Source organism: Lactonifactor longoviformis, assembly GCF_042848515.1.
In the GTDB taxonomy this organism is placed as follows: Bacteria; Bacillota; Clostridia; order Lachnospirales; family Lachnospiraceae; genus Lactonifactor; species Lactonifactor longoviformis.
Genome location: NZ_AP031453.1, coordinates 4,180,857 through 4,206,377 on the forward strand (window position 1 = coordinate 4,180,857; position 25,521 = coordinate 4,206,377).

The window sequence follows — 25,521 nt, forward strand, 5'->3', positions numbered from 1 at the left end:
AGTAATCTACAAAATCATTACCGGTGCTGTTAAAGCAGCACCGGTAATGGTCTTAATGTCTATTCTATCTAGTCTTGGTCCAAACTCCAGAGGAATTTACATAATATCTTCCTATCCATGTCCTGGAGGCCATTGCTCCGCTGCCGTACAAATAATACCATTTACTGCCCACTTTTATCCAGCCGGTGGCCATCGCCCCATTTGCTTTCAGATAATACCAGGTATTTCTGTCCAACAGCCAGCCTGTCACCATCGCCCCGCTGGATTTCAGATAATACCACGTTTTTCCCTCCTGCAGCCAGCCTGTCGCCATCGCTCCATTTGCTTTCAGATAGTACCACGTCTTTCCTTCCTGCAGCCAGCCTGTTGCCATTGCTCCGCTTGCCTTCAGATAGTACCACGTCTTTCCTTCCTGCAGCCAGCCTGTCGCCATCGCTCCATTTGCTTTCAGATAATACCACGTCTTTCCTTCCTGCAGCCAGCCTGTTGCCATTGCTCCGCTTGCCTTCAGATAGTACCACGTCTTTCCTTCCTGCAGCCAGCCTGTCGCCATCGCTCCATTTGCCTTCAGATAGTACCACGTCTTTCCTTCCTGCAGCCAGCCTGTCGCCATTGCTCCGCTTGCCTTCAGATAATACCACGTCTTTCCTTCCTGCAGCCAGCCTGTCGCCATATACCCTGTTTCCTTGAAGTAATACCATTTTCCATCAATCTGTTTCCAACTATGGGATACATAGCTTCCGTCAGCATTTTTATATTTCCATCCGATTGTGTCCTGTACCCAGCCGCTCTGTACCTTTTCCTTTACATCGACCTGAAAATCAGCAGTCTTGCCTTTATAAGTCACCATAATCAACTGGCTTCCTGTCTTATTCGGATCATATCCGCTTATGTCATAACCTTCTGTTATTATTTCGCTGGATCCATCGCCGTAGTATGCAGTCACTATAACTCCTGTCAGGTCTAAGCTTTCTCCCTTCAAGTATTCCTTTTTGTCCGGGGGAGTCACCGTAATTCCCGTTAATTTCTTCTCTTCCTCTGTATTTTCTACGATTGGTGTTATTTCAAATTTATCAAAATTCGGAGTATAATTGGTACAAGTATTTGTTCCGCCCACCCCATTCTTCAGGACTCTGGTATCATCATTGTAGAATTGAATCGTGTTGTCTCCTGCCTGCAGGTCAAGTGTTACCACCTGGGACTTAAAGCTGTCATCACTATATGTATTCCTGAAGAATACGTTAAATGGTTCCCCGCCATTGACAGAAACCGTGGCATAGCGGTCAACCATCTGTGCATTATAAGAATGGTTTCCAAACAATTCCTTATTGGACTGATAGACTGCCATTTTATATGTACCGGCTTCTTCTGCGTGATAGGTTACTGTCAGACTGTTTTCGCCGGCACTGTTTCCCTGCATCTGTGAAACATATTTTCCTTCCGCTGCAAATGGGTTTTCTTTTATAGCCGCATCTCCCGCCAACGCACAGCTCTCTGCCTCAATTATAGTAGTGTTTGTTCCATCATCATTCCTGCTCACTGTGAGTGTATCTACCGCAAGTTCCGAATCAGCAGCATCTAAATCTATAATGTTCATGCCCTTTTGCAGATACATCCTCACTGTGATATCCTGCCATTGGTCACTGCCACCTACCGCTGCTTCTGTGGCCCTATTTCCTAAGGTCAGATTGGTATTATCCAGATAATATCCGATCGTGCTTCCTCCTGCGGTATAGCAGCGAGCTGTTACATCATACATGCCGTTTTCAAATACAAATGCATTGAACCGTATGCCTCCGCCTTCTGAAACCGGTGTGTTCATACCTGTAACATAGCCTGCCCCCGAGTATCCCGAAATGCTGTTCTGTGTTGTTACTGTTGTGGAGCTTTGCTCTCCCAATGTAATAAAATCGCTTAGCTCAGCTTCAAATATCTTTACATTTCTTCTGGCTGCAACAGCTGTCTCATCCGCTCCCACATAAGTAAGGTACATACAATCCAAAGTTGCCTTTCCCTCGCTGTCTGTGGCTTCTACCTTAAGCGTATTGCTGCCCTGGTTCAGATACACATACTCTGTATGCATACCGGACATAAACCAGTATAATGTATTTTCAAGTGTCATTTTAACCGGTTCGTCCCCATTCACCTGAAGTGTCTGGATCGCGTTTTTCGGATTATTATTTGAAGTGTCGTTCGGCTTATTTCCAGTAGCAGCGCCATATACCATATCAAATTTATAATAACCACTTTCCGGCACTTCAGCTGTAAATGTTACGCTGTCTCCCGGATTGTCTATATACTGCGCCTGTCCTCTTCCTGAACACGGATATTTTTTATCCTTTGCGACTTCCCTTACATTGCCGGCAAACTGCGCGTCCTCTGCTTCGAATAGCTGCTTCCAGGCGCCTGAAGTCAGAATTCCAGGCTCTGCGTCGTCTGCCGCCTGGGACAGGGTGACATGATATGCAGCAGCTTCCTGCGCGTCTGGAATTACAACTTCTACATTTCCTGAATCATCTACTGCGCAGATTTGTTCTGAAATCAAATCCGGCTCGTCACATACACCGTTAATCCCTGTAAAATTGGTCTGTTCTAACTTAACTTTTATCTTTTGGGCGTCTTTAAATGCTTCTGTCCCTGCCACATTCTGCAAGGTAAGATTCACATCACCGTCCCGCCCTCCAAGGATGACTGTGCTTATTTTTTTATTATCATCCAGAGCTGCGACACCGTATAATTCCGCCTTGGAGGCTCCCTGGACATTCATCTTCAAAGTCTCACCAGACATATCACCGTACCACTTGTACAGCCACCACGTTGAATTTGGTTCATTATTATCCGCCGCTATATCACATAAGTTATTGGATATATGCCAGTATGCAAGGCATGCACTTGCCTTCTCATCCTCGAAGGCCCCAAGGTAGGCCGTCAGCCTTCCAGGTACCCCGGTATCTGTAAAATTACCATATTCATTGATGACAATTTCACACTCCTCATCAGCTAATCCTGTATCCAGCCAATATTTCTTTTCCCATTCCCTAAACTGTGCCACATTTTTAGAAAATCTTGACAGTTCTCCATCGTTGAGCACATGCCAGGTAAACTGATCAGGAATACAATTGTTTTCCTTGCAGAACTTCATAAATGTCTCTGTGTGCCCAGCCTTATAGCCTGTCAGATTAGTTCCCGCAACTTTTGCATTTGGATCTTCTTCTTTGATTACGTTATAGATTGTCAGCCAGTCCTGCAAAAACTGCTTACTGCCATTCTTATTAATATCATTGTTATACCTCTGCCCGTCCGGCTCATTAAACGGAACATAGACTACTTTATCCGAAAGTCCGGCATCTTTGACATCCTGAACCATCTTTCTTATTTTTTTAGAATATTCCTGCATGTCCTGACTTTCAGGCTCGTACGGCCACTCCGCGTGAATATCCGGACATGCTATCTGTATGGAGTCTCCTCCTGCTTCAAGGAATGTATCCGCAACCTCCAGCACGTCACCGCTTGGGTGCTGCAGTCCATGAGGCGCATTCTGCTCATTAATATTGGGCTTCAGTCCGGTAAGCAGATTCACATTTGGTACATTATCCGCACCAAGGCCATACAAAAATCCCGTAGCTCCGTGTTTAATCTCTCCGGTTTTCTGTGCCATATCTACCACCAGATCTCCGGCCGGAGCGGTGGTATCCATGCCCTCATACTGTGCAAATAATGCCGCTGCCTGTTCTGCCCCCATTGTGCCTTCATAGATGATCACATCATCAATCAGCCCCTCAAAATCATCGTCAGAACCGTAAACAGAACGGCCGAGTGCATTGTAGGTCAGGCTTTCTAGATATCCTTCATCAAACAGGTTCGGCAGCACCTCCCTGACACTTTTTGTCCCTTGCTGCGCATCACTGTATGCCACCTCTGCACCGTTAATGTATACTCTGTATGACTCTGGACTGACACTGACCGTCAATTGCTGCCATGCACTTTTCGCCAGGTGTGTATTGTATTTTATCTTTGTGGCATTGGCAGTACTTTTTCCCGCCTCGCCAACGTAAATTGTAGTATCATATACATTGCCCCCTGTCACCAGTGCAAAGTCTGGTGATGTCCAGCCATTGCCACCGTCTTGAGTCGCCCCCAGTTCAGAGTTTGACGCAGTAAATAATCTTGTATAAGAGCCCGTATCATAGCTTGCTTTCACCCACATAGACAGTGTAAATCCTTTATCCCCTGTCTTAGAAAGTATATCCTCCGGAAGACTCATATAACTGCTCCCATTTTTGCCGCCTTTCAGGGAAAGCACCTTACTGCCGTTTAATTTTGCACTGTCTTCAGTTATCTCTGCAGTTCCCTCCAGCATAGCTCCATTCCCTGCATCTTTGCCATCTACATTCTCAAAATCCCATTTATAGATTTCCGCAGCTTCCTTCTCCTGATACTCAAATTTCATGTTCTCGTATAATGCCGCTGCCTGTTCATCTGACAATGCACTATTATAGATTGCAACATCATCCATTTTACCTATAAAGTCTTTATCTGAAGTATAGAAGGAACGTCCCAGAGCTGCATACTTCAGGGACTGGGGATATCCTTCCGCAAAGAATTCAGGAAGCACCTCGCTAATCGCCTTTGTGCCGTCTACGGCATCCTGATATTCAGCCTTTTGCCCGTCCACATAAACTGAAAAAGAATCTTTACTTAAAGAAACTGTATAATACTGCCATTTATTTCGAGTCAGGCTCTGCTTATACTTTAATTTTGATTTGCTTTTGGTAGCCTGACCCGCTTCCCCTACATATAGCGTAACATCATAAACATTACCGCCTGCCGCTAATGCGAAATCCGGTGAAGACCAATTATTCCCGCCGTTCTCCGTCTCTCCCAGAGGGGAATTTGAGGCATCAAATAATTTGGTATAGGCACCTGAAGAAGCATCCGGCCTAACCCACATTGAGATTGTCAGCCCCTCTGTCACATCAGAGAATACATCTTCCGGAAGTGTCATATACGAAGTTCCTGCGCCTGTTCCTGCCAAATCAAGCACATTAGAATTTTTCTCCGAATCCTCCGATATCCTGGCAGTTCCCTGAAGTGCTTCCTCTGTCTCTCCGGCATCCTCAAAATCCCAGAAGTAAACTGCTTCCGGCAGCTGCGCCTGTTCCTCTGCATGTACTTCTGATACATTTGCGTAGGGAAGCGCACCCACTGCCAATATCACAGCCAGACTAAATGTCATTAATTTTTTGCATTTCATCCCTGCAATCCTCCTTCGTCTTTAGATTTATGGTCTGCAATGTAATAAACACCTGAACTATAATCACCGCCGCAAGCACAAAGGCTGCTGTTTTTGATTACCATGCCTGCATTCATCAGCTCGTCACCTCCATATAATCCCTCCTTATTTTTATTAATTGTATATTTCCTATCTTTGTCAAGCCCGATAAGGCAGAGCCTTTTCCACGGCCCATTTGGCACACCTGACATACGGTAATACCCAACCAGCGCTTCCTTTTTATCCTCCGACACAAGCATCCAGGCACCGTCATTGTCTTCAAAAGGGCTGGACAACCTATAAAAGCTTCCCTGCATAACCAGTTTCCTATGTTCTTTAACAAATGTAATCTGCTGTTTTACTAACTCCTTTTCTTCCGGTGTCAGTTTATTAAGATCCATTTCATATCCAAAGATACCGAACATTGCGGCATTCGCCCTCGTACTAAGCGGTGTGGAACGCCCCACCTGCTGGTTCGGCACTTCTGAGACATGGGCCCCCATAGCAGACACCGGATATACATAGGATGTGCCATACTGGATTTTTACCCTTTCCATGGCATCCGTATCGTCACTGGTCCATGTCTGGGGCGCATAGTACAGCATGCCCGGATCAAATCTTGCCCCGCCGCTTGCACAGGATTCAAACAAAATATATGGGAACCTTGCTATCAGCCTTTCATACAGCTGGTACACTCCCAGGATATACTGATGCATGACTTTTCCCTGTCCCTGCGGCGTCTGTCTGTTCGAGTAGCATTCCGTAATATAACGGTTCATATCCCATTTTACATAGCTTATCTCTGCGCTGCCCAGTACCTTTTCCATCATATTATAGATATAATCCACTACTTCTTGCCTGGAAAAATCCAGAACGTATTGATTCCGGCTGGGCGATGGAGACCGCCCCGGCGCACATAGAATCCAATCCGGATGCTTTCGGTAAAGGTCCGAATCTTTATTCACCATCTCCGGCTCAAACCAAAGCCCGAACTTCATTCCCAACGCCTTTACCTTATCTGCAAGCCCTTCTATTCCATTGGGCAGTTTTTTATAATTCTTTACATACCAGTCCCCCAGTCCCGAAACATCATCATCACGACTCCCGAACCAGCCGTCATCCAGTACAAAAAGTTCGATGCCAAGCTCCTTGCCAGCTTTTGCTATTCCCAGCACACTTTCTTCCGTAAAATCAGCGCCTGTCACCTCCCAGTTATTGATCAGAATAGGTCTTGGGATATCGCGCCAATAGCCTCTGACTAGCCTCGTCTGGTACAGCTTATGGTAAGCCTGGCTCATCCCATTCAGTCCTTGATCAGAATAAACTAATATTGCTTCCGGACTCTGGAACGACTCATTGCTATCCAAAGTCCATTCGAAACCTTCCGGGTGGATTCCAATCTGAACCCTGGTCATATCGCAGGTATCAACATCTGCCAGTTCCAGATGATTTCCGCTGTAGACGAGGCTGAATCCTAAGGCTTCTCCTGCATTTTCCGTTGTATTTGGGCGTTTCAGCGCAAGAAACGGGTTATACTCGGCACTGCTGCAGCCCCTCCTGCTTCCGGTGCCCTGAACTCCCTGCCCGATCTTCCGCACTTTTACATGGCGCTCCCTCGCCCAAGCCCCTGCAAGACTCACCATTTCATAATTGGCATCCGGCAGATCGACGCTGGCGCTTAAGACCCGCTCAAGGACCACCGGTTCTTCTCCTCTGTTTAGGAACCTTACGTTTCTGGCAATAACCGGATAGTCCCGGAAGACCGTGTAAGACAAAATACAGTCCAGCTGCAGCAGTTCGTCTGTAAGCAGAATCTCAATAGTATCTGCTTCCTCAGGCTCCTCTGCATAGGTTGCCGGAAGCCCTTCTAATTGTTTCTTTCCCTTATAAATTTCATGTCCGGCATATTCCAGGCATACCACCCTGCTTCCGTTTATCTGTTTAATCTCGAATGCCGGCTCCCTGAAATCGCCGGTTTCTGAACATGGGTACTCCATTTTTGTATACTGCGGGCTCATAAAATAATCGTTGTCTTTTGTATACACTGCCAGGGAACGCAGTCCGCCTTCTAAAAGATAGGAGAAATCCTCTTTATGGTTTATCTTCTTCCCATAATATAAGTTCCCCAGTTCTCCATTATCCAGAATCTGGATGATATAACTAATCTGGTCATTAAAGATATGTATTTCTTTAGAAGTGTCTGAATAAATAATGGCCATTTACAGCTTCCCTCCTGATGTAGCGATTCCCTCGATAAACTGCTTTTGGAATATGATATAAACCAACAGCATCGGCCAGATTGCCAATACAGCCGCAGCCATTAGCTGTGGGTAATTTACAGAATATGCACTGGATATCTTCGCCAGGGCTGAGGATAAGGTAGCTGCATCTGAATTGGTATTTACAATGAGCGGCCACATGAGATCCTTAAAAGAAAAAAGTGCCGTAAATATCCCTAAAGCCACCAGCCCTGACTTGGTAAGCGGCAGCATTACCTTCCAGAATGTCTGCCAAATATTGCATCCGTCCAGCCTTGCGGACTCCTCCAGCTCCTTAGGAAGCCCCATAAAGAATTGCCTAAGCAGGAAGGTTCCAAATGCACTGACCAGACCCGGGAACACTAAGGCAAATATGGAATTCCTCAGCCCCATCTTATCCACCATCAGGTACTGTGGTACAATGAATATCTGCGCCGGAACCATCATCTGGAAGAGAACCAGACCAAACAGGAAATTTCTGCCCGGAAAACTGAGGCGGGCAAATGCATAGGCCGCCATGGCACTGAACAATACCGCACACAAAACTCTGAAAAACATCATTGCAAATGTATTAAAGTAGAGTCTGAGAAAATCATTCTGCCGGATTACAGTTTGAAAATTCTCCCACTGGAATGTTTCCGGAAAAAAGATAAATGGGTTCATAGAAGTCGATTCACTGACAGTTTTCAACGAAGTCAATACCATCCATAAAAATGGCATAATCATAATGCATGCGCCTATGATTAACACAATATGTAATAAAATGGTTGAAATATTTTGCTTTTTCTTCATTTTGCTCTCTCCTTACATATAGTTGACCCATTTCTTCTGAAGCTTTGTCTGTATGACCGTAATAATCATAATAATCAGCAAAAGCAGCATAACGATGGCTGAACCATATCCCTTATTTGAATATTTAAACGAATTATTATAAAACAGATAAACAAGTGAGACAGTGCTGTTATAAGCCGGACTGGTCACGTCTATCATCATGTAAATTACATCAAACACCTGCATTGCCGTAATAATGCTTGTCACTAAGACAAAGAACAGTGTAGGAGATACAAGGGGAACCGTAATGGAAAAGAACTGCCTTACCTTGCTGGCCCCGTCAATATTGGATGCTTCATAATAATCCCTTGGGATTTCCTGCAGGCCTGCCAGGAGCAGTACCATGCTGTATCCGATAGTGCTCCAGATCCCTATGATAGAAATAGAGATCAACGCGACCTTTGGGTTGTCAATCCAGTTCATCTTCTCAATGCCTAAGCTGTTCAAGACATGGTTGATCAATCCATACTGGCTATTGTACAACCATTTCCATACCATTGTGACAGCTGCCGGAGCGGCCACCATAGGTATGAAGTAGATGGTCCGGTAAATACCTTTCCCCTTTAACTTTCCATTCAGCGCAACTGCCATCAAAAGTGCAATGACAATTGTAACCGGGACTACGAGACAGGTATATCCAAGCGTATTCCTTACTGCATACCAGACCTGTTCATCCTGAATCATTGTTTTATAATTCTCCAGTCCCACAAATACATTACCTTTTCCAAATGCCCCGCTTTTGAAAAAGCTCAGATATAAAGTCTGGAATATAGGAATGATATTCAGAACCACTAGTCCAACAATTGTAGGTGCTACCATAAACCAACCCCAACACCACTCATTTCTTGTTTTTTTACTCACTTTATTCTTCACTGTTATCCACTCCTGTTAAAAATGCGGCAGTTCCACTGCCGCATTATAATAACGCCTGACTACTCAGCGTCTAACGCCTCATTCATCATTGCCGCTGTCTTCTCACATGCCACCTTTGTATCCTCTTTTCCCGCATATGCGCCTTTCAGCAATTCGTATGCCTTATCTTCCCAAACGCTTGTCTGGTTTGAATACGGGCGAATCTGCGCATATTCTACCATGTCAATGTAGCACTGTGTATTGAACATCGGATAAGCCTCTGCGAATTTATCCGCAGTCCCCTCATATGCAGAAATAGCTGTTCCAAGCTCTGCCTGTCTCTCCTGGCCTTCTTTGCTGCTTAAGTACTCCACCCACTTCCATGCTTCATCCGGATGTTCGGTCGTTGCCGAAATAGCATTCCCAAGTCCATTGAAGATAGTTGAACGGGTTCCGTCGTTAGCGGAGGGAAGTACGGCACAGTCAAAATTTTCCTTCATAAAATCTGTAGTTGCAAACCCGGACAAGTTCCACGATCCGAACAGCCCCATTGCGCACAGACCGTTCTGCATTGCCTCTGCCCTTGCCTGGTCATCATAAATCTCCGGTGAAAGCCCATCCTTTACAAAGCTGAAATACTCTTCAATCCCCTGTACTGTCTTTTCGTTGTCATACCCGGACTTCTTATCCTCTGTGATAATCTCCCCGCCGTTCTGGTATACAAAATTATAGTAGCCTTCCTGGTTATGCAGGCCGGCACAGAACCCATACTGAGATTTATCATCCTTTGTCAGCTTCTTGGCCGCATCCTTTAAAGTGTCCCATGTCCATGTATCGTCCGGATATGCAAGTCCTGCCTCATCAAACAATGTTTTATTATACCAGAGTGCGATGGTGTCATAATCTTTTGGTATCGCATACTGTTTCCCGTCAATATTGTAAATCTCACCCAGCCCTTCCGGATAATTAGCAAGGTCTACCTGATCGCTTTTTTCAATATAATTTGTCAAGTCAAGAAGCTGGTCATTGGAACCATAATAATAGATATTGTTGGAATGCATCCAGAAGGTATCCGGAAGTGAACCGCCGGTTGCCGCTGCCTCAAGACCTGTCCAATAGTCATCCCAGCCATTTACCTGTATATCAATCTTAATATTCGGATTCTCCTCTTCGAACTCATCCGCTACTGTCTGAATTAATTTGGCCTGGTTAGAATCCCAGCATGCATAACTGATTGTTACATCTCCTCCAGATTCTTCTGCCTTTTTTGTCCCCTCATCCGAGGATGTATTTTTGTTGCCACATCCAGACACCAATGTTGTAATCATTGCTGCGCACAACAGTACGCTTACTAACTTCCTTTTCATAGAAACCTCCTTTAATCAAGTGTTTTTTCTTTGTTTCATGCCATTATCATACATCAATGCCTAAAAATTGGTAATGTGTATTTGCGTTCATTGCATGGAAAAATGCGTCCTACACTGTATCAGCACTGTCACTGCCTCCAGTTCTTCTGATGGATAATATATGATACTGCCCCCCTCAACCCTGATGCATCTGCTATCCTCAGCATAGACCTCCAAAATCGAATATGTCTTATCCTGGGAATATTCTGGGATCGTAATCTCTATCTCGTTGGGAACCATTCCCCGAAAGGTGTGCAGGACAGCCAGGATTTTCCCCTGTTCCCCTATCCTCACAATTCCCTGCCATCCTTCAGGATGTCTGTAGCTTTTTATATCCGATCCAAAACGGTATGTACACCCTTTGCGGATTACAGGAACGATTTTTTTATAAAACCCCATGCCTTTTTCGATCATGTTCCACTGATCCTGTGAGAGTTCTGTGACATCCCCTGACAGACACATTCTTCCTAAGAAAGTGGAACACAGCGAATATACGATCCTCTGTATGGAATCCCCCTTTCTTATTACTGCCCATATCTGGCTCTGTGCCGGGTGGATAACGCGGTGAAGGTTGGCCGCAATGATTGGTATTTCGATACATTCATGGGCATCGGAGAATGAGGCCATGCTCATCTGGGACATCAGACCTGGTTCCAGCCTGTGCCCTCCCGACGCACAATTCTCTAATACAATCCCGTTAACTTGCTTCTTTATCTGCTCAATAAACCTTTTGCTGCATTCCATATTCTGTCTCAGCCCTTCCCCGAGGGATTCTGCTCCGTCACACCCTATGCCGATTGTCTCGTTATAGTCAATCTTCATATATCCAAAATCATACATTTTAAGCAGTCTGATTACTTTTTTTTCCAGATAATCTTGTACCCACGGGTCACGCATGTCCCAAAACCGCCTTGCATAACTGGTCAGCACCTTACCGTCCTTTTTTATAAGATGTTCTTCCATATGGTAAGCTTCCGACGCCCTGCCGGCAGTCTCTATCTCAATCCATATCCCCGGCACCATTCCAGCCCTTCTTATATCGGCAGCAGTCTTCCCCAAGCCTTCCGGAAACAGTTCTCCGGAAACGTTATAATCTCCCATGCTTTCGTCCCACGGTATATTTTTTTCCTTATACCATCCACAGTCAATCACAAAATAGCTGAAGCCCTTATCCTTAATCGCATTCAAGATTTCCCCAATATTCTCCGCTGAGGGATTCCCCCATGTAGTGCAATATTCATTGAATATAATAGGCAGCTCCTTTTCTATTAAAGGGGCGTTTTCAAGTCCCTCCAATGCATACGCAGTCAGCCGGTGCGAAAGTATATCAACAGAGTCCCCTTTACAGACACTTATAATTGCCTTTGGTGTAGAAAATTCCCCGCCTTTGGGGATTTCCTTATACCAATGTCCAAAATCACGATCAGCAAGCCCTCCACTTAATGCCAGAGATTCCTCTTTCCGGTAGGCCTCAATCTGCCAGGATGCAGGACACGCAATCTGCACACCCCAGAATATGTGGTTTTCCATATCCTCAAGGGCTGCAAACGGGAAGAATTTATTCACCGGCATCGAGCCTACCTGACCGAACTTCTCACATCTTACTGCATGAGGGTCCCACGCTGTCTCCAACTGTAAATCCTCCAGTGGGATGCTTTCTATTCTTCCCTCTGCACTCCAGACACTCCTGATCCTATGCAGCCGCATCCTTTCTTCTGACCCTGAAAATAATGCAGAAGAGATGCCGCTTAGTGAGAACGACTCAAACATTTCTAATACCGCCGCTTCCTCGCTCTGATTTTTAAATTCACAGTACACCTTTAAATACGGTGTGCCTTTTTTGTAAAGCAGATGATGGATGATTTCATAACCTCTGGAATCACTTAGATAAGTACTTATGTCTGTTTTGTTTCCACTTTTCTGAACTACCTGTTCTACGTATTTTAGCCGCCTCACTGTCTCACTATTACGCATGGTATTGCCCATTGCATAAGTATCATTGTAGATGTCCCCCACAAGTTTTAGCTGTACCATAGAATCAAAACCATTATTTCCCATTTTGGATATGTCAATTTTTTCTCCTGCAGGTATCAGCAGAAGCTCAACCTGTCTCTGGTCTTCAGTACTTATATAATATGCCTGCATATCCCCCAACCTATATTCCCTTATAATTTTACGCATATATCTCCTCCTGTCTTTATGAAATATAGTCTGAGTCTAACATACAAGGATATGCTGCTCCATGCATTAATGCTTGATTGGCTTGTATTTTTGCCGCATATTTAACCTGTATGGAAATAGGAATAAGTCAAAAATCCTGCAGCCAGGACAAGCAGCCCGCCTTCCATACTTTTTAAGGGTTGAAACAATTGGTATGCTCTTTGAAGCGGCAAATCATCTAATGATTTGCCGCTTCACCCAGCTCTTTTACTTATTGTTTTAATCCACCCCGGTAATTTCACACAATACAACACGTCTTATATAGATGCGTAACCTCGCCTCCATCCAACCAATAGAAGTAAACTTATCTTTACGATTTATTGAAACATTTCATCTCCGCTTTTAAAACCAAATGCGGGATGGAAATCAAATTTTACAGCTCCCACTGCGACTTTAGGACCAACTGCTTTTTTTATTCTATAAATACCTTCGTTACCGAAACCTGCACAAAGTTCAATCGCGGAACAGCCCTTTTCCGCCATCTCTTTCGCTACTGCCTCCGCCTCTTCGTAATTCTTCACTCCGATTACATTCATATTGATTGTATCAGACGGGATGACCGCCCTCTGTCTCTCTGGATTGAGTCCATCTGCTACATAAATAAAAGCACATTCAAACATAAAAATCTTCTCCTTTCGTTAGGCGCATACCTAAACTATAACGCTTCTGCGCACGATTGCATCATATCCTAGTTCCAAAAAATATCTTCCTTTACCCCTTATTTTATCGCAAAGCACCATCATTCACAATCCCGGATTTCCACGCCTCATCTTGCTGCTTCAATAAAACTTCTAAAAATTTTTCTGCTGATGTCATCCTTTAAGTAGGAAAATTCAGGATGCCACTGGACAGCCCATACATATTTTTTCTTCGGTGCATATACCGCTTCTGTGATGCCGTCAGGGGAGCAGGCCATCATTTTTAAGTTAGGGGACAAGCTCTTAACTGCCTGATGGTGATAACTATTCACAGAAATTTCTTTCTGGTTAAGGAGTTTGAACAGTGGGGTATCCTCTATGATTTCCACTTTATGTACTGGTTTGTCATAGGGAGGGGACTGATGATGTTCCACACTGGAGGCCGCCTGCATGGGCAGATCCTGGTAAAGTGTACCTCCCAGAAAGGCATTGATGGCCTGTATGCCTCGGCAGATTCCTAAAACAGGTTTGTTCTGTTCATACAGCAAACGGAAAAGACTTTTTTCCATTTCGTCCCGCGGTCTGCAGCACTCTTTGCAGGATGGCAGGGGAGCTTCTCCATACAGGTCCGGTGATATATCCTGCCCGCCAGTGAAAAGGAATCCATCACACATTCTGCTCAACTGTTCCAGAATAGCCAGATCCGAAGTCAGGGGAAGCATGAAGGGTGTGCCGCCTGCCTCTAACAGTGCGTCCAAATAGCCGGGAAGCATCCAATAACTGTTCTTTTTCATGTCAACTAAGGGTATGACACCAATAATAGGTCTGCTCATAATCTTTCCTCCAATCCATTCAAAAAGGACAATGAAGTCCTGTTCCGAACCTCATTGTCCCGCACTCATTATAATAGATACTGCTTACGATTGCAACAAATAATTAAGAACTGGTTTTCTTAAAATTCGATACGCAAAGAGATACAGCATCGGATGATATTCAGATGCTTGTAAAGGAACTTGTAAAACAAAAAAAGAAAAATACAACGGTAGATTTTCTCGGACAAAACTATTGGCAGATGATTATTGATGTCTATTCCAATCAGTATATCAAGACTATCACTGCTGCAAAATACGGCACAGGTGCATCAGACTTTATTGTTAAAGGGAGTACGCCTCTTCGGCATAAGCTCCACACCACTATTTACTATGCATAAACAGCCGGCATCCACGCTCATTATCCAAATTACGAACTGTGTGCGTGATTGCCGGCTGACCTGTCATAAGAATACTGGCTGCCTTCGCCTGACCCCAATATTTTGTTTGTGATACTTAAAATTATAATTTTTACTCTTGTTACAAATATTCAGCTACAACCTCTTCGGCCCTCATCACTTCCACATTGTCACCGTAAATCAGTATTCTCTGCGGAACTCCCATGTCAAGTCCGGCGAGATTATCCAAATATCTGGCTTCTAACGCTGTCTTACCGAACAGCATATCAACTTCACAATTGAGAGGGCTAATTCTGTCAACAAATTCCTTTGCCCGTTTCAATGTTCTGAATTGTACAGTTACTTTACGTTCCATCTTTGGTTCTCCCCTTTTCATCATTCGTATGCCGTCAGCATTACTGCTGCCGCTTTATAAGGCTCATTTGTACGATACTTTAATATGCCCTCTTTTATCTCAATCTGCACCGGAGTATCAGAGTAGACTTCCTGTATCTGCGTCGGACATGTTTCCGGCAGTGTAACTTCTATCCATTCAGGAAGCTCCCCATCAAATGTGTGCAGTACCACATAAGCCTCTCCATTTCTGCCTACTCTTACCAATGCCTGCCATCCCTTTGGGTGCCGCATACTTCTTATATGCGAACCATAAAGATACGACTGCCCCTCCTTAATCACAGGTGCAATTTTCTGATAAAAGCTCATACCTCTTTCCAATATTTCCCACTGTTCGCCTGTAAGTCCGGTAACATCACCAGAGATGCAAAGCCTTCCCAGAAATGTTGCAGCCACTGAGTATGCAATCCTCTTCAATGAGTCATCTGTGCGGATAACCGCCCATATCTGGCTCTGCCTGGGATGGATGACCCTGTGCAGATTCGCTGCGATAACCGGTATCTCCACACACTCATGTGCATCGGAAAAAGACGCCATACTCATCTGTGACATGAATCCCGGCTCCAGGCGGTGTCCGCCGGACGAGCAGTTCTCCAGCACAATATCCGGCACCTCTCTTTTCACTTTTTCAATGAAACGGAAGGATGCTTCCATATTCCTGCGCAGCCCCTCTCCAAGAGATTCTGCTCCGTCACATCCGATTCCAATGGTTTCGTTATAATCTATTTTCATATATCCGAAACCATATTTCTTCAGAGTACCGATTACTTTTTCCGTCAGGTATTCTTCTACCCACGGGTCGGTCATATCCCAGAAACGCCGGAAATAGCTGGTAAGGACTTCTCCGTCTTTGTGCAGCAAATGTTCTTCCAGATGATAAGCCCGGGACGCACTTCCAACATTTTCAATCTCAAACCACAGTCCCGGGATCATCCCTGCATCCTGGATTGCCTTTACTGTTTTTTCCAGTCCGCCGGGGAATAAGTTTTTTGACACCTCATAATCTCCCATGCTGATATCCCACGGAATTCCTTCCTCCTTGTACCAGCCACAGTCAATCACAAAATACTGGAAACCTTTTCCCTTTATCTTTTCAATGATCTCCATGATATTTTCATGGGAGGGATTCCCCCAAGTGGTACAGTATTCATTGAAGACCAGCGGCAGTTCCTGCTCGCTCTTTGGCATTTCCTCCATATTTTCCACCGCCGCTTCTGTAAGCCGCCCGGTAAAAAGATCAAAGGAATCCGTGCAGGCTGTAGTTACAATAGCCTGCGGCGTAATAAACGATTCTCCCGGCCGTACTTCCTTCATCCAGTGCCCGAATTCCCTGTCTGCAAGCCCCCCGCTTAATGCAAGTCCGTCATCCTTCCGGTAAACTTCCATCTGCCAGGAAGCATTGTGCGCAATCTGTGCGCCCCAGAATATATGATTTTTACAATCTTCTATGGCTGCAAACGGAAAAAACTTATTCACGGGCATAGAACCTGCCTGCCCGAACCTTTCACAGCGGACGGCGTGGGGATCCCATGCAGGCTCAAGCTGCAGGTCTTCCACCGGGATCACTTCATGCCGGCCCTCCTGGCTCCATACACTCCGTATCCGGTGCAGGTTCAGGCACTCATGTCCATCCCCTTCCAGATAAGGCGAAAGGCCTCCCAAAGAAAAGCTTTCCATCATCTCAAGCTTACAGGATGCCTGGCTTTTATTTTCAAAAGTACAATACATCCTGACATAAGGCATCCCCTCTTTCCATTCCAGATGGTGTGTCACCTCATACATGCGGTCATCCCTGAGAACAGTATCTATCCTTATACCTCCCTTATCTGTCTCACATGACTGTGAGTGGTACCGGAGTCTTCGGACAGACTCTCCGTTTCTCATAGAGGCCCCCATTGCATATGCCTCATTATAGATATCTCCGGTCAGCTTAAACTGAACCAGGGATTCCATATTCATATCTTTTTCAGGCATTTTATAATAGGCCGCCTCAAGAGGCAGCAGCATAAGTCCTGTCTGTCCGTCTTCCGAGTCTGTAAGATATCTGACTGTCATGTCTCCCAGATGATATTCTTTTAATATTTCCACTGCCATTTTTCTGCCCTTTCTTTATCTGCGTTTTTTCCTTTTGATTATAACCACGGAAACAATAGCTCCTGCCATAATCACCATAATACATATGTATGGCAGTACATTTGCGGTATCTCCCGTATTAACCTTATCTTTGATGCCTGTTGCCCGCTTATCCGAAGTACCTGAATTATTTGGTGTGCCTGAATTACCCGGCGTATTCGGATTAACCGGCGTATCGGGATTGTCTGGTGTATCCGGGTTGTCCGGCGTATCAGGGTTGTCCGGGGTATCCGGGTTGTCTGGTGTGTCCGGATTGTCCGGCGTATCCGGGTTGTCTGGCGTGTCCGGGTTGTCTGGTGTGTCCGGATTGTCCGGCGTATCCGGGTTGTCTGGAACTACCGTGCTTCCTGCCACAGCAGCAGATATCTCAAACTTATCGAGCCGCGGGGTAAAGTCATCCTGTACCGCACTGAATTTGTAAGAATTATCGTTGGTAAATGTTATCGTATTCTCTCCCGCCTGAAGGGATACATCCAGCACAACATTCTTATATACGTCCCAGCAGAATGTATTCCTGAAATAAACCGTCTGCGGTGTTCCTCCGTTCACGCTGATTTGGGCATATCTCTCCACCAGATCTGTGTTGTACGGATGTACATAATTACTGCCATCTTGTTTCTGCATTACCGGCGCCGGCTCATCGTTGGAGTAAAATACAGACAGCTTATAGTCGCCTGCGGTTTCTGCATTGACCTTAAGGCTGAGCACATTATCCTTGCCTCCGCGGAATCCTTCTACTGCCTTCCCCCCGGAAGCATAGCTGTTTTCTGTTATTTCAGGTACTGCCGTACTTCCTCTGAGGTAATTATATCCATCCTCTGCATCGGTTCCGGATGTTTCACAATCCTCTGCCTCAATAACAATTGTTCCTTTTTCCGTGGCATCTTTGTCCTCTGTAAATACTATCTGGTCCAGAACAAGTCCGTCGCCGCTAAGCTTTAGCTCATTCATTCCGGCCGCAAGATAGATGATACCCGCATTGTCCTTACCGAGTGTAAGTGTCTGAAGTTCTTTCCATGTCACGCCAACCTCGGATTCCGCTTTGGCATCCGCCGCATACTGCATGGAGCTCTTACTAAGCACCGCACTTCCGCTGCCGTCGGAAGATATGCTGTAATATCCGTCTCTCGGTGCACAGACATAGAAGCTAAAATCCCCGCTCCCTGCCGCATAACCTGCTCCTGTATAGTCTCCATTCTCCTGGGAAAGTGAGAATCCTTCCTCTGTTCCTGCCAATTCTTCCGGTTCCACTACAATCTTCCCTTCTGTCTCCCTTACCTTAGTCAGGTCAATCTTATCCAGAAGCGCACAAAGCATGGAATTCACCTGTTTCCCGTTCTGGTTTTCCCCGGTGTAGGTTAGCTTAATTTGATGGGCTCCTGCCGTAAGGTCGACATAAACGGTCTTATAATTATAATAGCCCCATTTGACAGTGGAGTCATAGGATATCTCCTGCTGCTCTTTGCCGTCTATACTCAGCTTATGATTTACAATCGCTCCTATAGCACGGTTCTGTCCGCCATTCTCCACATATTCAAGACTCATAGGGTCTACCTGTGGAGCCTGGCTGGAATAGTATACATTCAGACGGTATGTTCCGTCCTCCGGCACATCCACAGAGAATTCCACCCCATCTCCTTCCGCGTTCATGGCGCCAACCTCCGCACGGTTGGAACGGGCCAGGTCGCTGCCTCCTGTCTTCGTAAATGCCGATGCCCCTCCAAGCAGAGCCGCGTCTTCTGCTTCATAGGTTTCCTGCCATGCTCCCACAGCCGTGCCTTCTTTCCCGGTTGCAGGCGTCACTACCGCATAATAGGAATCCATCAGTTCCGCATTTTCTACGGTATATACCAAGCTGCTGCCTGTGAATTTTACATCCCCCTCAAACACAGCCGGAATATCGTCTGCAAAACCATGATGTCCCGTATACTTGGAGCGGTATATTTTAACGTGCGCGCTGTCGGCTTCTTTGAATGTGTCGGTGTTTTTAATATTATCAATGCAGACCGTCTGGCTTCCGGCCTGTCCGCCGAACAACGTGTATATCATATTACTGCTGTCGTCTACACTGGATAGTCCGTACAGTCTTCCGTATGCGCTTGGGTTTCCTATGTTCTCTAACGTAATAGGTATGGTGTGTCCTGTCATCTGTGCATACCACTTATAGGTCCACCATGCACCATTCGGCTTATTATTCTCAGCCGCCAGCTCGTTTAAGCTGTTTGCCAGTCCCCAGTAAGGCAGGGAAGCATATATCTTCTCTTCTTCAAAGATTGCAAGCCAGTTCACCAGCTGACCCGGTGTCCCCACATCATCAAAGTTCACGGTTTCATTCACAAAGAGAATCGGGTCAATTCCGGAACCTTCATAATAAGTATCCACGTACCCTCTTACTTCATCACAATGGGACTTAAAGGATGTCAGCTTATCCTTCTGCAATTCATGCCACGTGATATATTCCGGCAGGCAGTTGTTCTTTTGACAGAACTCGAAAAACTGTTTGTACGCACCGGACTTATAGCTTGCAAAATTCGGGCCTGCGACTTTCAGGGAAGAATTAATTCCCTTTACGGTATCATATATTGTCTTCCAGTCTGTGCACAATTTGCTAATATTACTTCCGTACCAGATATTATCCGGTTCATTAAAGAGTACAAAGCTATATCCCACAAGCTCTTCATCTGACTTTCCCTCCACCATCTTTGTGACAACGGTGCGGACCTTTTCCTGATAATCCCCTATGCCGGTATTCTCATAAGGCCACTGAAGATAATAATCCTGAAGATATATCTGTATATTCTCCACGCCGCACTCATCCAGATAGTCTGTCAGACGATATCCGTCCCCGGAGGGATGCTGTTTGCCGTCCGCCGCCTTCTGAACCAGTATCTTAGGCTGGATCGCTTTTATCAAATCAATGGATGGTACATTTACCTCACTGACCCCATAGAGAAAGCCTGTGGAACCGTGGAGTAAATCTCCTGTATTCTGTGATGCGTCAAAATGCAGAGCCGCCTTATACTTTGCTTCTCCTGCTGCCTTGCGCAGATTAACCAGTGCCTCATCAACGGCATCCTGTCCTGCGGCCTCGCCTTTTTCAAGTACTCCTTTTGCTGCTTCCACCGTCGTATTCAATGCCTCTTTACTTTCATCCGTCAGCGCATTCTGCTTTAAAAGCTCTTCAGCCTCTCCCGTCTCCGCCTGAAGCTGGGCATTCGTAAACACAGTATCCGCCGTCACGCCCTCATAATACTCAAGCTGGCCTGCCGCTGCCTTAAGTTCTGCTATCATATTATCTACATTAGACTCCGTGACCGGATTGGCAAGAACAGCTTCGGCCTCTGCAATTTTAGTCTGAAGCGCTTCATACGTCTGTCTTGTATAATAGCTTATACTCTGTTCCTTTGCCTGTTCAATCTCTGCCTTAAGCTGTTCCAGCTTATCGAAGCCGACTGCATAGGAATCATATGCCTTCTTCGCCTGTTCTTTTGTCAGCGCCACATTGTAAAATCGGAATTCGTCGATTTTCGCTTTCAAATCCGCGTCTGTAGAATATACAGAACGGCCGATTGCATTGTTTGTGTATTTTTTCAGTTCTTCACCGTTATTTTTGAATAATGACTGTAATATCTGCTCCTGGTTCCCATTCTTGTCCGTTGTGCCTACCTGTTCGCCATCCAGATATACGTCATACGTATCCGGGCTTACGCTGATAGTCACATGCTGCCACTGCCCCTTCGTGAACGGCCTGTCCCACACAAGTTTCATCTGGCTTGAGCGGTCAGACATCATAATAGAAGTATTATAAGCACCTGAAGCAGTGTCTGTGCCTCCTGTCACAAAGGTGAACTCAGGGGCGTTCCATTTCCCACCGTCTCCGTTGTTGGAATTCAGCTCTATAGGCGATGCAGAGAAAATGCGGTTATAATGAACCGCACTCTCATCCACATCAATCCAGAATGAAAATGCAAAACCTTCATCGGTTACATCTTCAAACATATTATCAGGCAGTGTCAGATACCCCTGATTAAGTCCGCCCCCGGGCAGGTTGAGCACCTTGGAGCTTCTCTGTACATCGTCCACAACGCCGAGACCTTCCCCTGCGCCTCCAATTTGTGCCGTTGCTCCTTCCTTCGTGCCCTGATTCACGATTTCGGTCCCATTCACTCCTTCATCAAAAGTAAATTCATAATACGGCTCCGGTACAGTTACCGTCTCCTCTCCTTCAGCAAAACTAATTGAAGAGGGCCATACCATCGTTACCGCCAAAAGCAATGCCGAAAATCTTTTAAGCTTTCTATTCTTCATCCCTTTCTCTCCTTTTTCCTGTTCCCTAACCCTTTACGGCTCCGACTGTCATACCTTTAATAAAATACTTCTGCAGGCTCAGGAACAATATGGCAATCGGCAGCACGGAAATTACGATTGCCGCCATAGCTGTTGTGTAATCACTGCTCTGCGCCGAAAACAGAGACTGAATCGCTACCGTCAGAGTCTTTAACTGCTTCTTGCTGACATACAGACTCGCCAGCAGGTAGTCGTTCCAAATCTGGAATGCCTGCATGATAATTAACGTTGCCATGGCCGGTTTGAGAATCGGCATAACCACTGAGATATACGTGCGGATGACAGAACATCCATCGATTCTAGCGGCTTCCTCAAGCTCCAGTGGAACCGTGGACATGAAACTGTTCATCAGGAATACTCCGAACGACACTCCCGTCGCGACATACATGAATATAATCCCGTATCTCGTATTTGTCAGATGCAGTTTATATCCAATCATATAAATCGGAAGGAATAATGCCTGATACGGAATCAGAATTCCCACAATAAAGTATATGTAGCAGAATTTAAAAAATTTATGGGAGCATCTTGCAATCGCCCATGCCGTAGTTCCGCATAAGATGGCGAGAATCAATACGCTTATCGCCGTATAGATGAACGTATTGGTAAATGTAGTCGCCAGATTTAATTTGTCAAATGCTTTCACATAGTTTTCAAGATTAAAGCTTTCCGGTAAAGACAGCGGGCTGCTCAGGTATAATTCCCGCCTTCCCTTAAAGGAATAATTAAGGATAATAAAGATTGGCGCAATGAACGCGATTGCCGCCACCGTCATAATGATCTGCACGCCAAATGTCTTTTTCGTGTATGGCTGCGCCTGAATATCATCTTTTTCCTTTTTCCTAAACATTATGCCTGCACCTCCCTCTTCTTTAATCCCTTTACCTGTATGAGTGCAACCAGAAGAAGTACAATTACAAGTGTCACAGACATTGCCGAACCATAGCCATACTGTCTTCCGTTAATAGCCGTTGTATATGTTTCGTAAATCATAGATGTGGAAGACCTGCCAGGGCCCCCTTTTGTGGAGGATACAAGTAAGTCGTACACTTTCAGTGAACCGGTTGTGATACCTACCACACAGATTGTAATTGCCGGAGCAAGCATTGGGATTGTTACATTAAAAAATCTCTTAACCGCTCCTGCCCCGTCAACCTTTGCCGCCTCATATAATTCGGCCGGTACTGATTGAAGCCCTGCCAGATATATAAGCATCCAATATCCGATCCACTGCCAGTTATTCGCAATCAGAAGACCGCTGAGTACGGTTTCCTTCTTCCCGAACAGGAGGAAATTGATATTGGTTCCCAACAAGTCATTCAGGGCCGGAAGCACATTTGAGAACATCTTAAGCCACACAAAACCGACAATAACCGCACTGATCAGGCACGGGATAAATAAAATCGTCCGGTATATTTTCTGTCCCTTAATTCCACTGTCCAGTGCAACTGCAAATAACAGTGCTACGATATTCTGAATAATTGTATTGCCAATGGTGAACTTAATCGTAAACAGCCAGGCATCCCTAAAATTTGAGTCCTTAAATAAATCAATATAGTTCTGGAAGCCTACAAAGATTTTCTCCGCAGACATTCCGTCCCAGCTTGTGAATGAATACCGCACCGCCATAAACATAGGAATAATCAGCCCAATCGTAAAGATGATGAATCCCGGTAAGACAAGCAGTAAATATTGGCGGAACATTCTTTGTTCCATTGTTCCTTTTTTTGTTTTCTTCATTGTACTCTCTCCCTTTTAAAAAAGAGGAGGAGATATCTCCCCCTCTTTTTCTATTTATTTGCTAATTTGCGGAGCTGGCGCCCACTCTTCCGTCAGAGGCCTTCAGGCAATCCTCGAAGCTTAGGTCTCCCTGGAGCCAAGACGCGATGTCCTTTGCATTTTCCTCCTGGAAACCACCCCATACGAGCTGGTTATTTCCAAGCGTTACATCCACGATATTCCCTTCCTCAGCATACTTATCGATGTCTTCCTGACTTGGATTCTTGAATGTAGGTGTTACATCCTTGAGCATAGAAGCTGTCTTTGTGTAGTCCAGAATATCTACCGCCAGGTCTTTGTCGCTTGTAAGAAGGTCAAGAACCTGATTGACTTCCTCCTGATGCTTCGTATCTTTGCTTGTCATAACAGTAATGTTCGGCTCAAAGATTAACTTGGAATCCCCGGTCTGATTCGGGAATGGGAAGATTCCGAACTCAAAGTTCTCGTCAATATCGAGGAAATTCTGGATTGACCAGGAGCCTGACACCTTCATAGCCGCTTCTCCCTGTACCATCTTTGCATCACAGTCTGTCTGCTCTGTGGAGAAGGTCTCCGGGAATGTATTGTCATAAATCAGTTTGTTATACTCATATGCCGTCTGCATTTCCTTACTGTCTGAGAAGGATACCTTTCCGTCCCTAAACTTGTCTCCCCAGGTAGGGTCATTGTTGAACACGTCGTTCATGGCGAACTGCATGGTGACATTACCGATGGACCAGGTATCTACCATGTGGCTGGCAAATGGTGTGATTCCTTTTGCTTTACAGTCATCAATGATTTTCTGTAAGTCTTCCTGGGTCTTTGGCACTTCCCATCCATTTTCCTTAAACATCGTCTTGTTGTAATACACACCCTGATACAGTGCGTTGTATACAAGACCATAGGTTTTTCCGTCTATTGTAACGTTTTCGCTTGCCGCATCCAGTCCTCTGTCCACATACTTACTGTCAATTTCTCCCAGAACACCCTGCGGTGCATATGTAGATACATCCTGTGCCTTACCAATCATAATATCTGGCAATCCCGACTGCATATACTGCTGCATCTTTGGCTGGAAGTCATTGCCCCAGTCTACACACTCCCATTCCAGCTCAATATTCGGATACTTTTCGGCCAGGGCTTCATCAATCATGTCTTCAATTCCTGCATCCGTTGTGGACTGTCCGGCCAGCACGGTAAGTGTTACTTTTTCGCCCTCACTTTTTTTCTCAGTCCCGCCTGCTTTGCCATCATCGTTTCCGCCGCATCCTGTTGCCATTGATGCAATCATCATTGCAGCCAATACTGTACAAAGCACTTTTTTTCTTTTCATAACCCGTTCCTCCTGCATTTTTATTGGTTAACTTGATGATATGATTATAGAATTTTTCTCACTGCAAGAAATAGGATGATATAGAAAAAATTAGTTGTACAATTTTGTATTCCCCAAAATAACATAAAAAAACCTTTCGGTAATGCACACTACCAAAAGGTTTCCTTATACTGATTACCGGCCAAAGCCTGCAATCCATCTGTGCTGCCTGATAAAACTAAGCTGCATATTTATCAAATACCTTTCTGAAAAAAATCGAATTGATATAAGCCAGCAGTGAAAAGCCCCCTACCAGCCAGATAAAAATTGCCCGCAGCATAAATTCCACATGAAAGAAAGTAACCATCACACATGCAGCTGTAATCAGCAGCATGGCAGCCGTATAACCAAGGTTTACCCCTCCAATCATAAAAGCATTTTTCAAACAGGTAAGAAAATCATCCTGGAACCTGGCCATATATGGGAAAACGTACAGGATTACGATAACAAAAACACAAAATAAAACAACAGTCGTTATTGTCAGCAGCATCCGCAAACTGCCGGACAAGCTCTTGATTACTGAAAAATCAATATAAAAGACTGCACCTGCTGCTGCCAGCACAAGCCAGCAGGATGTACTTTGCCTGAAATTTACTTTAAAGGACTTCCAGTAAGCGGAAAATACATAGGACTCTTCCTGTTTTACCATTTTAAGGTTTACCGAATATAGTGCAGTGACCGCAGCCCCAATTGTCACCAGCGGCAGGCAGCTGAGCAAAAAACAGATGTTTAGTATCACTGTATTCATAATCTTGTTCATCACATCCATCAACGGACTATCCAGATCAAAAATGTTTCCCATCATTATTCCCC

Annotated in this window: 16 protein-coding genes; 1 reads left to right on the top strand and 15 read right to left on the bottom strand. The window is 45.1% G+C overall.

The genetic code is table 11. The features are described 5' to 3' along the window. Nucleotides 1-64 precede the first annotated feature (64 nt). The 8 genes from ACGHCT_RS19110 to ACGHCT_RS19145 form a co-directional block, all read right to left on the bottom strand. Entirely contained in the window at nucleotides 65-5,254 is a 5,190-nt protein-coding gene (locus ACGHCT_RS19110) for a LamG-like jellyroll fold domain-containing protein (RefSeq protein WP_390437239.1), read from the bottom strand. Continuing rightward, nucleotides 5,251-7,491: an alpha-galactosidase gene (locus ACGHCT_RS19115; protein WP_390437240.1), complete on the bottom strand. Its 2,241-nt coding sequence runs from the start codon at nucleotides 7,489-7,491 to the stop codon at nucleotides 5,251-5,253. Before ACGHCT_RS19115 ends, ACGHCT_RS19110 begins: the two co-directional genes overlap by 4 nt. After that, a complete protein-coding gene (locus tag ACGHCT_RS19120) occupies nucleotides 7,492-8,322 on the bottom strand; it encodes a carbohydrate ABC transporter permease (RefSeq protein ID WP_072851753.1) in 831 nt (276 codons plus the stop codon). A 12-nt stretch (nucleotides 8,323-8,334) separates the two neighbouring features. Next, the gene (locus tag ACGHCT_RS19125; RefSeq protein ID WP_084067879.1) at nucleotides 8,335-9,180 is read right to left on the bottom strand and encodes a carbohydrate ABC transporter permease; all 846 of its coding nucleotides are present in this window, start codon (nucleotides 9,178-9,180) and stop codon (nucleotides 8,335-8,337) included. A 113-nt stretch (nucleotides 9,181-9,293) separates the two neighbouring features. Further along, complete coding sequence (locus ACGHCT_RS19130; protein WP_390437241.1) at nucleotides 9,294-10,580, bottom strand: ABC transporter substrate-binding protein; 1,287 nt, start codon at nucleotides 10,578-10,580, stop codon at nucleotides 9,294-9,296. Nucleotides 10,581-10,667: 87 nt separating this feature from the next. Beyond that, on the bottom strand, nucleotides 10,668-12,800 hold the full coding sequence (locus ACGHCT_RS19135) for a glycoside hydrolase family 36 protein (protein WP_390437242.1): 2,133 nt from the start codon (nucleotides 12,798-12,800) through the stop codon (nucleotides 10,668-10,670). Nucleotides 12,801-13,156: 356 nt separating this feature from the next. Then, a complete protein-coding gene (locus tag ACGHCT_RS19140) occupies nucleotides 13,157-13,459 on the bottom strand; it encodes a DUF6506 family protein (protein ID WP_072851745.1) in 303 nt (100 codons plus the stop codon). Nucleotides 13,460-13,605: 146 nt separating this feature from the next. Then, complete coding sequence (locus tag ACGHCT_RS19145; RefSeq protein WP_072851743.1) at nucleotides 13,606-14,310, bottom strand: gamma-glutamyl-gamma-aminobutyrate hydrolase family protein; 705 nt, start codon at nucleotides 14,308-14,310, stop codon at nucleotides 13,606-13,608. A 164-nt stretch (nucleotides 14,311-14,474) separates the two neighbouring features. On the opposite strand from ACGHCT_RS19145, the gene ACGHCT_RS19150 reads away from it, so the two are divergent. Further along, nucleotides 14,475-14,687, top strand: coding sequence for a hypothetical protein (locus ACGHCT_RS19150; protein ID WP_072851741.1), 213 nt, complete (start codon nucleotides 14,475-14,477; stop codon nucleotides 14,685-14,687). Nucleotides 14,688-14,826: 139 nt separating this feature from the next. Here the strand turns inward: ACGHCT_RS19150 and ACGHCT_RS19155 are convergent, their stop codons facing one another. The 7 genes from ACGHCT_RS19155 to ACGHCT_RS19185 all read right to left on the bottom strand — a co-directional run bounded on the left by ACGHCT_RS19155 (nucleotide 14,827) and on the right by ACGHCT_RS19185 (nucleotide 25,513). Then, nucleotides 14,827-15,060 carry a hypothetical protein gene (locus ACGHCT_RS19155; RefSeq protein WP_072851740.1) on the bottom strand — a complete coding sequence of 78 codons (234 nt, stop codon included), beginning with the start codon at nucleotides 15,058-15,060 and terminating at the stop codon, nucleotides 14,827-14,829. A 20-nt stretch (nucleotides 15,061-15,080) separates the two neighbouring features. Beyond that, entirely contained in the window at nucleotides 15,081-17,192 is a 2,112-nt protein-coding gene (locus tag ACGHCT_RS19160) for a glycoside hydrolase family 36 protein (protein WP_072851738.1), read from the bottom strand. 15 nt (nucleotides 17,193-17,207) lie between these two features. Continuing rightward, the gene (locus tag ACGHCT_RS19165) at nucleotides 17,208-21,539 is read right to left on the bottom strand and encodes a LamG-like jellyroll fold domain-containing protein (RefSeq protein WP_084067871.1); all 4,332 of its coding nucleotides are present in this window, start codon (nucleotides 21,537-21,539) and stop codon (nucleotides 17,208-17,210) included. A 25-nt stretch (nucleotides 21,540-21,564) separates the two neighbouring features. Further along, nucleotides 21,565-22,428: a carbohydrate ABC transporter permease gene (locus ACGHCT_RS19170; RefSeq protein WP_390437243.1), complete on the bottom strand. Its 864-nt coding sequence runs from the start codon at nucleotides 22,426-22,428 to the stop codon at nucleotides 21,565-21,567. Further along, nucleotides 22,428-23,318 (bottom strand): carbohydrate ABC transporter permease, encoded by an 891-nt coding sequence (locus tag ACGHCT_RS19175; protein ID WP_072851734.1) that lies wholly within the window; start codon nucleotides 23,316-23,318, stop codon nucleotides 22,428-22,430. Before ACGHCT_RS19175 ends, ACGHCT_RS19170 begins: the two co-directional genes overlap by 1 nt. A 61-nt stretch (nucleotides 23,319-23,379) precedes the next feature. After that, on the bottom strand, nucleotides 23,380-24,669 hold the full coding sequence (locus ACGHCT_RS19180) for an ABC transporter substrate-binding protein (RefSeq protein ID WP_072851732.1): 1,290 nt from the start codon (nucleotides 24,667-24,669) through the stop codon (nucleotides 23,380-23,382). A gap of 217 nt (nucleotides 24,670-24,886) precedes the next feature. Beyond that, nucleotides 24,887-25,513 (bottom strand): DUF624 domain-containing protein, encoded by a 627-nt coding sequence (locus tag ACGHCT_RS19185; RefSeq protein ID WP_084067868.1) that lies wholly within the window; start codon nucleotides 25,511-25,513, stop codon nucleotides 24,887-24,889. Between the last annotated feature and the right edge of the window lie 8 nt (nucleotides 25,514-25,521).

Coding starts and splice junctions, on each gene's coding strand:
- ACGHCT_RS19110 (WP_390437239.1), bottom strand. CDS start 5,254: ATGAAATGCAAAAAATTAATGACATTTAGTCTGGCTGTGATATTGGCA.
- ACGHCT_RS19115 (WP_390437240.1), bottom strand. CDS start 7,491: ATGGCCATTATTTATTCAGACACTTCTAAAGAAATACATATCTTTAAT.
- ACGHCT_RS19120 (WP_072851753.1), bottom strand. CDS start 8,322: ATGAAGAAAAAGCAAAATATTTCAACCATTTTATTACATATTGTGTTA.
- ACGHCT_RS19125 (WP_084067879.1), bottom strand. CDS start 9,180: ATGGTAGCACCTACAATTGTTGGACTAGTGGTTCTGAATATCATTCCT.
- ACGHCT_RS19130 (WP_390437241.1), bottom strand. CDS start 10,580: ATGAAAAGGAAGTTAGTAAGCGTACTGTTGTGCGCAGCAATGATTACA.
- ACGHCT_RS19135 (WP_390437242.1), bottom strand. CDS start 12,800: ATGCGTAAAATTATAAGGGAATATAGGTTGGGGGATATGCAGGCATAT.
- ACGHCT_RS19140 (WP_072851745.1), bottom strand. CDS start 13,459: ATGTTTGAATGTGCTTTTATTTATGTAGCAGATGGACTCAATCCAGAG.
- ACGHCT_RS19145 (WP_072851743.1), bottom strand. CDS start 14,310: ATGAGCAGACCTATTATTGGTGTCATACCCTTAGTTGACATGAAAAAG.
- ACGHCT_RS19150 (WP_072851741.1), top strand. CDS start 14,475: ATGCTTGTAAAGGAACTTGTAAAACAAAAAAAGAAAAATACAACGGTA.
- ACGHCT_RS19155 (WP_072851740.1), bottom strand. CDS start 15,060: ATGGAACGTAAAGTAACTGTACAATTCAGAACATTGAAACGGGCAAAG.
- ACGHCT_RS19160 (WP_072851738.1), bottom strand. CDS start 17,192: ATGGCAGTGGAAATATTAAAAGAATATCATCTGGGAGACATGACAGTC.
- ACGHCT_RS19165 (WP_084067871.1), bottom strand. CDS start 21,539: ATGAAGAATAGAAAGCTTAAAAGATTTTCGGCATTGCTTTTGGCGGTA.
- ACGHCT_RS19170 (WP_390437243.1), bottom strand. CDS start 22,428: ATGTTTAGGAAAAAGGAAAAAGATGATATTCAGGCGCAGCCATACACG.
- ACGHCT_RS19175 (WP_072851734.1), bottom strand. CDS start 23,318: ATGAAGAAAACAAAAAAAGGAACAATGGAACAAAGAATGTTCCGCCAA.
- ACGHCT_RS19180 (WP_072851732.1), bottom strand. CDS start 24,669: ATGAAAAGAAAAAAAGTGCTTTGTACAGTATTGGCTGCAATGATGATT.
- ACGHCT_RS19185 (WP_084067868.1), bottom strand. CDS start 25,513: ATGATGGGAAACATTTTTGATCTGGATAGTCCGTTGATGGATGTGATG.